This window comes from Planomonospora alba (assembly GCF_039534085.1).
GTDB lineage: Bacteria > Actinomycetota > Actinomycetes > Streptosporangiales > Streptosporangiaceae > Planomonospora_B > Planomonospora_B alba.
The window spans coordinates 1-740 of sequence record NZ_BAAAUT010000170.1 but is presented as its reverse complement, the minus strand read 5'-3'; the positions used below and the strand labels follow the sequence as shown (position 1 = coordinate 740).

The following is a 740-nucleotide window of genomic DNA, read 5'->3' as shown; positions in this document are numbered from 1 at the left end:
GCGGTAGCGGATGAGACGAGGCTCCCGGTAAGACAGCAGTCGACCAAGATCCGATGCCCCAACCGGGAGCCTCGTTGCTGTCATACCGTGCCGCGATTCCGCTGTCCAACCGCACCCTTGTCCGCCTGGCCGGCCTGATCCGCGCCCATCGCGCGCAACGCCGCTCCCGCTGGCGCCGTCTCGGCCCTGGGCAACAAGCCCTTCTGGTCCTGGCGCATCTGCGCAACGGTGACACCTACGCCCGCCTGAGCAGCGGGTTCGCCATCGGCACCACCACCGCCTGGCGGTACGTGCAGGAGAGCGTCGACCTGGTCGCCGCCCTGGCCGACGACGTGCACACCGCCGCACGTAAAGCTTCCCGCCTGGCCTATGCCGTTCTGGACGGCACGCTCCTGCCGATCGACCGGCTGGCCGACGATGCGCCGTACTACAGCGGCAAACACCGCCGGCACGGGGTCAACGTTCAGTTCCTCGCCGATCCGGCCGGCCGCCTGGTGTGGGTCTCGCCCGCGCTGCCCGGGGCGGTACACGATCTGACCGCGGCCCGGCGGACCGGCTTGATCGACGCTCTGACCGGCGCCGGTGTCCCGGTCTTCGCCGACCGGGGGTACCAGGGCGCGGGCGGTGTGATCCGCACGCCGTTCAAGCGCCACCGGCACCGGCTGCGCCTGTCGCGCCACCAGAAGGCCGTCAACCGCTCCCACGCCCGCATCCGGGCGATCGGGGAACGCGCCGCCGCG

The 740-nt window shown here is 71.6% G+C and carries 1 protein-coding gene; it reads left to right on the top strand.

Features of this window, described 5'->3' with window-relative positions:
* Window positions 1-74 precede the first annotated feature (74 nt).
* Window positions 75-740 (top strand): transposase family protein (locus tag ABD823_RS34465; protein WP_344867161.1); only part of this gene is annotated, 666 nt, incomplete at its 3' end.